Origin of the sequence: Collinsella sp. LCP19S3_B6, from assembly GCF_052121815.1 — a bacterium.
In the GTDB taxonomy this organism is placed as follows: domain Bacteria; phylum Actinomycetota; class Coriobacteriia; order Coriobacteriales; family Coriobacteriaceae; genus Collinsella.
The window spans coordinates 1-6,416 of record NZ_JBQKDN010000033.1; the positions used below are offsets into that span (position 1 = coordinate 1).

General features: G+C 58.0%; 9 protein-coding genes and 1 tRNA gene. 9 read left to right on the forward strand and 1 reads right to left on the reverse strand.

Annotation, left to right across the window (positions count from 1 at the left end; all coding sequences use genetic code 11):
• The 5 genes from ACTQWD_RS08465 to rbr form a co-directional block, all read left to right on the forward strand.
• Positions 1-256: hypothetical protein (locus ACTQWD_RS08465; protein WP_441559736.1), on the forward strand; the 256-nt coding region annotated here is incomplete at its 5' end.
• Positions 257-300: 44 nt separating this feature from the next.
• Positions 301-378, forward strand: a tRNA-Asp gene (locus tag ACTQWD_RS08470).
• A 340-nt stretch (positions 379-718) separates the two neighbouring features.
• Positions 719-1,204 carry an RrF2 family transcriptional regulator gene (locus ACTQWD_RS08475; protein WP_154518481.1) on the forward strand — a complete coding sequence of 162 codons (486 nt, stop codon included), beginning with the start codon at positions 719-721 and terminating at the stop codon, positions 1,202-1,204.
• A gap of 21 nt (positions 1,205-1,225) precedes the next feature.
• Positions 1,226-2,131, forward strand: coding sequence for an adenine glycosylase (locus ACTQWD_RS08480; protein ID WP_441559737.1), 906 nt, complete (start codon positions 1,226-1,228; stop codon positions 2,129-2,131).
• Positions 2,132-2,244: 113 nt separating this feature from the next.
• The gene (rbr, locus tag ACTQWD_RS08485; protein ID WP_154518486.1) at positions 2,245-2,784 is read left to right on the forward strand and encodes a rubrerythrin; all 540 of its coding nucleotides are present in this window, start codon (positions 2,245-2,247) and stop codon (positions 2,782-2,784) included.
• Positions 2,785-3,022: 238 nt separating this feature from the next.
• Here rbr and ACTQWD_RS08490 read toward each other — a convergent pair whose 3' ends face one another.
• Positions 3,023-3,208, reverse strand: coding sequence for a hypothetical protein (locus ACTQWD_RS08490; RefSeq protein ID WP_154518490.1), 186 nt, complete (start codon positions 3,206-3,208; stop codon positions 3,023-3,025).
• Positions 3,209-3,234: 26 nt separating this feature from the next.
• Here ACTQWD_RS08490 and ACTQWD_RS08495 point away from each other — a divergent pair, with 26 nt between their 5' ends.
• The 4 genes from ACTQWD_RS08495 (at position 3,235) to ACTQWD_RS08510 (ending at position 6,278) form a co-directional block, all read left to right on the forward strand.
• A complete protein-coding gene (locus tag ACTQWD_RS08495; protein ID WP_154518493.1) occupies positions 3,235-3,657 on the forward strand; it encodes a hypothetical protein in 423 nt (140 codons plus the stop codon).
• A gap of 123 nt (positions 3,658-3,780) precedes the next feature.
• Positions 3,781-4,311 carry a DUF6036 family nucleotidyltransferase gene (locus ACTQWD_RS08500; RefSeq protein WP_154518496.1) on the forward strand — a complete coding sequence of 177 codons (531 nt, stop codon included), beginning with the start codon at positions 3,781-3,783 and terminating at the stop codon, positions 4,309-4,311.
• Positions 4,308-4,871: a hypothetical protein gene (locus tag ACTQWD_RS08505; protein ID WP_441559738.1), complete on the forward strand. Its 564-nt coding sequence runs from the start codon at positions 4,308-4,310 to the stop codon at positions 4,869-4,871. The genes ACTQWD_RS08500 and ACTQWD_RS08505 overlap by 4 nt, the downstream gene beginning before the upstream one ends.
• 51 nt (positions 4,872-4,922) lie before the next feature.
• Positions 4,923-6,278 (forward strand): DNA recombination protein RmuC, encoded by a 1,356-nt coding sequence (locus ACTQWD_RS08510; RefSeq protein ID WP_441559739.1) that lies wholly within the window; start codon positions 4,923-4,925, stop codon positions 6,276-6,278.
• Positions 6,279-6,416 lie beyond the last annotated feature (138 nt).

Sequence of the window (6,416 nt, forward strand, 5' to 3'; positions counted from 1 at the left end):
CTCGAAGAGCCCGATCGCCGCCTTCCTGGCCTCGATGTCGTGTTTCACTCTCAAGTCGACACGCATAAAAAGCCTCCCATTTCTCGTGTCCAAGAAATGGGAGGCAGTTCAATTGCATCCCCCGTTTTTCTTTGAGCCAAAGGCCGAAGTTCAACAACAACCATCAGGCAACCCCGCCCCGGAGACCCTCCCGGAGGGACCAAAAAAATATTTTCAAAAAGTTGTTGCGCGGCGAACAGACTTCTGTGTATACTAATCCCCGCAGCGCACGCGAGCGGAAACAAACGCGAACGACTGCCTGGGGAGTTAGCTCAGTTTGGTTAGAGCGCCGGCCTGTCACGTCGGAGGTCGCGGGTTCGAGCCCCGTACTTCCCGCCAACGCAATTAAAGCCACGTCTTCGGACGTGGCTTTTTGCGTTTAATAGGACAACCGCTCGGCCGTCCCTTTCATTCAGCTCCTTGCTTCCGAGATGCGGAAATGAATTAAGTATATCGGTTTAAACAAGGGGGGTTTGTTGCGCAACACTCGTTCAATGAAACAGGGGGTTAGGTTATACTAAATTCCACTGCAGGCCTAATCTGATGCAATTTGCTTTGGATTCGACCTTCAGCGGACATCTAATTCACTATTTGGTTGTCCCGGCGGTTATTTAGCGTCTCGACGTAAGCTCGGCCCCGGAGCCCGTTCGAGCTGTTCGTATTCCTTGAAAGGGGAAACATGGACATATCGAGGAAGACTGATTATGCCCTCCGCATGCTTGCGATGCTTGCCGAGGAGCCGGAGCGGTTGCTTTCTGTTCGCACTGCTGCCGAAGAGGTCAATGTTCCGTATTCGTTTGCCCGTTCGATCCAACACGGTTTGGTTCAGGCCGGTATTGTGGAGAGCCTGCGTGGCGTCCACGGCGGTATGCGTCTTAAGGTCAACCCGAGCGAGGTCACTATCCGTCAGGTCGTCGAGGCCGTTCAGGGCCCTATGGTTATGAATGATTGCACGGCACTCGATGGCGACTGTGCACGCAGGGGCACGTGCTGCTATCATCCCCTGTGGGCTGGGGCCCAGGCGCTGATGCGTGACTACCTCGATTCCGTTTCGCTGGACGATGTCGTCGCTCGCCGCCAGTTCCCCGCCGTCGATCCCAAGTTCGCCGACCGCGACGCCTTTCCCGAGTATGCCGTTTGCGCGTGTGCTTGCCGGGAGGAGTAGCGCCGCATAAGGAGCATAGCTATGATTCAGGACCCCTTTCGTTCGATGATTCGTTCGGAAGGGGTTCTGCGTTATCGCGACCTTCCGTGGCGCCGCACACGCGACCCGTACATCATCTGGCTTTCCGAGGTCATGCTGCAGCAGACGCAGGTTCCACGCGTAGAGATGCGCATGCCGGCATGGCTCGACCGCTTTCCGACCGTGCATTCTCTCGCCCAGGCCGCTCCTTCTGATGTTTTGGACGCTTGGCAGGGCATGGGCTACAACCGCCGTGCTTTGGCGCTCCATAAGGCTGCGCAGCGACTCGTGGAGGACTGGGATGGGGAGTTTCCGCGTGATACACGAGACCTGGTCGCGCTGCCCGGTATTGGGCCCGCAACGGCGCAGGGCATTCGGTCGTTTGCGTTTGATCTTCCGGGAGTGTACCTGGAGACCAATGTGCGCACGGTCTTTCTGCATCACTTTTTTCCTGACGTTCCGTCTGTTCCCGATCGCGAGCTGGTGCCGTTGATCCAGGCGGCCTGCCCGGCGGCGCCCGGTGCGGCGGCGGATGAGGTCGCTCCCTTTGCCGTGCCGCTCGACGATGCCGATACGCCGCGCGCGTGGTATTACGCGCTGCTGGATTACGGCGCGTATCTCAAAAAGACGCTGCCCAATCCGTCTAGGCGCTCGGCGGGTTATAGCCGCCAGTCCAAATTTGAGGGCTCGCGTCGGCAAAAGCGTGCCCATATCGTGCGCATGCTGCTTGCAGCTCGCGACGGACAGCCGGCGGGCATAACGCTTGTTGAAGCTGTTGCAGGCGTTAACAAGATGGAGGCCGCAGCGGGTCGCGAACCGGTTGGTTGCGATTTTATTGCGGGCATTCTTGCCGACCTGGAGCGCGAAGGCTTTTGTCGTGCCGAAGGCGAGCGCTGGCTGAGTGTGTGATGACGCGAATTTGCAGAACAGGATAGTAAGGTTTAGACTCTCGGCATGAGGGTATCCTAAAGGCAATGCCGCTCAAAGTCTATGGGCGGCGCGTATTGAAGGGAAGTACACCTATGGATTTTGAGAATTCTCAAACCAAGAAGAACCTCGAGACCGCTTTTGCCGGTGAGTCCCAGGCGCACACCAAGTATCGTTACTATGCATCCAAGGCCAAAAAGGACGGCTACGTTCAGATTTCGAATATCTTTGCAGAGACGGCGGGCAACGAGTCCGAGCATGCCAAGCTGTGGTTTAAGTACCTGCACGACGGTGCTGTTCCGGATACGCTCGACAACCTGCGCGATGCCGCCGCGGGCGAGAACTACGAGTGGACCACGATGTATGATGAGTTCGCCAAGACCGCCGAAGAGGAGGGTTTTGCCGAGATCGCCGCGAAGTTCCGTGGCGTTGGCGCTGTCGAGAAGGCTCACGAGGAGCGCTATAACAAGCTCGTCGAGCGCATTGAATCGGGCGAGGTGTTTGAGCGCGAGGGCGTAAAGGTGTGGAAGTGCCTGAACTGCGGGCACCTGCATGTTGGTGCCAAGGCGCCCGAGGTGTGCCCGGTTTGCAACCATCCCAAGGCGTACTTTGAGGAGCAGGTGGTGAACTACTAGCGCGTGGCGCTGGCTGCTGCGGAGCGCAGGGCGGGAGGCCGGATTGCCTTCCCTCCCCGCTCACGGCTTCGCAGGGTCGCGTTGAGGGAAGGCAATCCGGCCTCCCTCCCCGCGCCCCGGCGTTGGGTCGTTGCGTGCTCGCTACAGAAAAGCTGATTAGAAGTTTGCGTGCCGCCCCTTTTGGGGCGGCACGTTTTGTTTGGGGTCCCTGTCTTCACAATTTCCGTCAAGCTTTTGGTTAGGTTTTGGTCGGATGGCGCAAGGGCGAGAGGGCAAAAGATTGCTGGCGAAAAAAGCTCAAAGAAAGTGCTGGTAGGGGAGTTGTTGAACTTTTCGACAGTTTTCTGACAAAAGAATCTTTGCGGCTATTGCCGCGGATTTCGTTGCCGCGGCCGCGATGGTGCGGGATGCTGGGCGCAAGCATCGAATGCTCCTATTGAGGAGGCCAACATGGATCTGTTTCTTGAGACCCCGCAGCAACAAGCCGAGCGCATGCTGCGCCAACAGCAGCGGCTTATGGAGATGCAAATGCAAGGGGCAGCCGTCCAGCCTCCTGCGCAAAACGCCGCGCCCGCGGTATCGTCTGCGGGTGAGGTGGACCCAGGAGCCTATTCCGTACAGCAAGATTCATATGCGCAGGAGCTTGCGTTCGACAAGCGTCGTGCGCGTCGCCGTCGCTGGGCCCAGCGCCTGCGTACGCTGGCGATGATCGTGCTGATCCCGCTGGGACTCGCGGCAATCTTCTTGGCCTCATATGCCCTCACGTGCATTCTCAACGGCGCCTCGCCCAGCGAAGTGCTCCAACATTTGACAGCTCTCGGCCAGCGCCTGGGCGATGTCGTAACAACCATTCGCGCCGGCTGGGAGAGTTAGCGTTTGTCACATTAGGACTTCTAGGGTGCAGGGATTATCGCCACGAGTAGAATTCTTGCATCCTGTGGGTCCTGTCGTGCGACTGAATAGTATTATTGATGATAATTAATAATAGGATTTGCTATGCATAAGCAGGATTTAGAGCAGACTCTTTTGGGTATTGACGAAGAGGCGGAGCTGGAAATAGGTCCAAGAGACGATAGACCGAGCGTTGTATTGGTGGGAGGGAGCGCCTTCATGCTTAACGATGTGACGAATCGGTCGGTTACACATGACATTGATGTGTTTGAGGCAGACAGGTGCCTCCGCGAGATCATAGCTCGATATCCCGAGGTGAATGGTATGGCGGCGGCATATTGTAATCAGATGCCATTCAATTACGAAGATCGTTTGATTCCCTTGGATATTGGGGCGCGTTTTATCAGGTACTTTACGCCATCCTTGGAAGACCTTGCGGTAATGAAGCTCTATGCCTACCGTCCGAACGACATCGTCGATCTTCATAGCCAGGCATTCGTCGACCGACTTGATTGGGGACTGCTCGAACGGCTTATATTCGACGAGGGCGAGGCGCTGGCGTCGTCGCCTTCGGAGCGGAGTTATCAAGAGATGGTCTGCGCATACAGGCAATACAAAAAGGAGGTGCTCGGTTGAATCTGACCTTTGAGGGATTCTTAAAAGGCTATTGCCGAGAGCTATCCGGACAGCAGTCGCTCAGTTTTAGAAAACTGGTTAAGCAGGCGGCGACGGTTGCGCCGCGCGTGGCGGAGCCCCTGTTTTTGCTCGCTTTGGCGCAGGGTAAAGCCGAATACGTTCTGGGCTTATCCGAGGGTTCGTGGATGGAAGAGGGTTACCGAGGCGTTTTGTCCTTGTACGCCCAAACGGGTAGCCTGGCATCTCTATGCGCCGATGACAAACTCCCTAATCGTTATGCCAACGTTTGGCGTGCGTATAGAGCGGTGAAGGAAAAGCCAGTGGCGGACAGAAGGATCAACGCTCTGATGCGAAAAAGAACGTTGGGAGCGCTAGGGGAATCGGGCGTAACGCGCTACGGTCTCTGCCGCGATTTGAATCTGAATAAGGGAAACGTGTACGCATACTTAGCCGGCGATGACTCAAAGGTGAGCAGGGAGACGGCGCGCCGCATTATGGAATATGCGGAGGAGAGGGGCGCCCAAGAAGGAGCCGGGCGCCCGGTGCGTGTGGCGGGGTAAGATTGATCGCGGTTTTGTTTGATGATCGATTGGGTTTGTTGGGCTGAGTTTATGTCTGCTGTTGATATTGTGCTGGTCGTGATCGCCTTGGTAGCGGTAGGAGTGGCTGTGGCTTGCGCCCTGCAGCTCAAGGGCCTTCGCGCCGAGCTGCGAGAGCGCAGCGATGGCGGTACGGAGGCGATGGCGGCACTCGAGCAGGCCAACAACGCGCTCGATGCCCTGAACGTCGCGTTGGCAGAAACCCGCCGTACGGCCAATGCCATCGCGCAGCAGCAGACGACAGATGCGGCCGTGGAGCAGCAACGTTACCTGAACATCGCACGCGAGTTTTCGCAAGCTGGTGACCGGATGGATGACCTGCGCCGCGAGACGGCCCAACAACTTGGTGCCAACCGCGAGGGCATCGAGCACCGCCTGGACAAGGTGCGCGAGACGGTCGATGCCCAGCTGGGTGCTATCCGCAAAGACAACAACGTGCAACTCGATCAGATGCGCGCGACGGTGGACGAGAAGCTCTCCCGCACGCTCAACGATCGCCTGTCGGCATCGTTTAAGCAGGTGAGCGACCAGCTCGAGGCCGTGTACAAGGGCCTGGGCGACATGCAGTCCATCGCCACCGGCGTGGGCGACCTTAAGCGCGTGCTGGGCAACGTAAAGGCGCGTGGCATTTTGGGCGAGGTGCAGCTGGGTGCAATCCTGGCGGACGTCCTCACGCCCGACCAGTATCTGGAAAACGTCGCCACCAAGCCCGGCGCCTCGGAGCGCGTTGAGTTTGCCGTCAAGCTGCCGGTAGACGAGGGCGATCCCGTGCTGCTGCCGATCGACTCCAAATTCCCGGGTGACGCATATGAGCATCTGCTCGACGCCCAGGAGTCGGGTGACGCTGAGGCCGTCGCCGCTGCGCGTAAGACGCTCGACGCCATGGTCAAGCGCGAGGCCAAGGACATCTGCGAAAAGTACCTGAGTGTGCCGGCAACGACCAACTTTGGCATTATGTTCGTGCCGTTTGAGGGGCTGTACGCCGAGGTTGTCAGTCGTCCGGGACTTATCGAGACCCTGGGCCGCGACTATCACGTCAACGTTGCCGGCCCTAGCACCATGGCGGCTATCCTCAACAGCCTGCAGATGAGCTACCAAACGTTTAGGCTGCAAAAACGCACCGATGACGTGCTGCGCGTGCTTTCTGCCGTCAAGGCCGAGCTGCCGCGCTATCAGGCGGCGCTGCGCCGCGCCCAGCAGCAAATCGAGACCGCGGGAAAGACGGTCGAGGGCATCATCACCACGCGCACCAACGTCATGGAGCGCAAGCTCAAGGACATCGACGCGCTGGAAGACGCCGACCAAGCTGATGAGATCTTGGGACTCACGCCCGCGGGCCTTCTCACAGACCAAGAAGACGAGGAATAATTACAACAAGACGGTGGGGCACCGGCGCAAACTGAACTGCCTCCCATTTCTTGGACACGAGAAATGGGAGGCTTTTTATGCGTGTCGACTTGAGAGTGAAACACGACATCGAGGCCAGGAAGGCGGCGATCGGGCTCT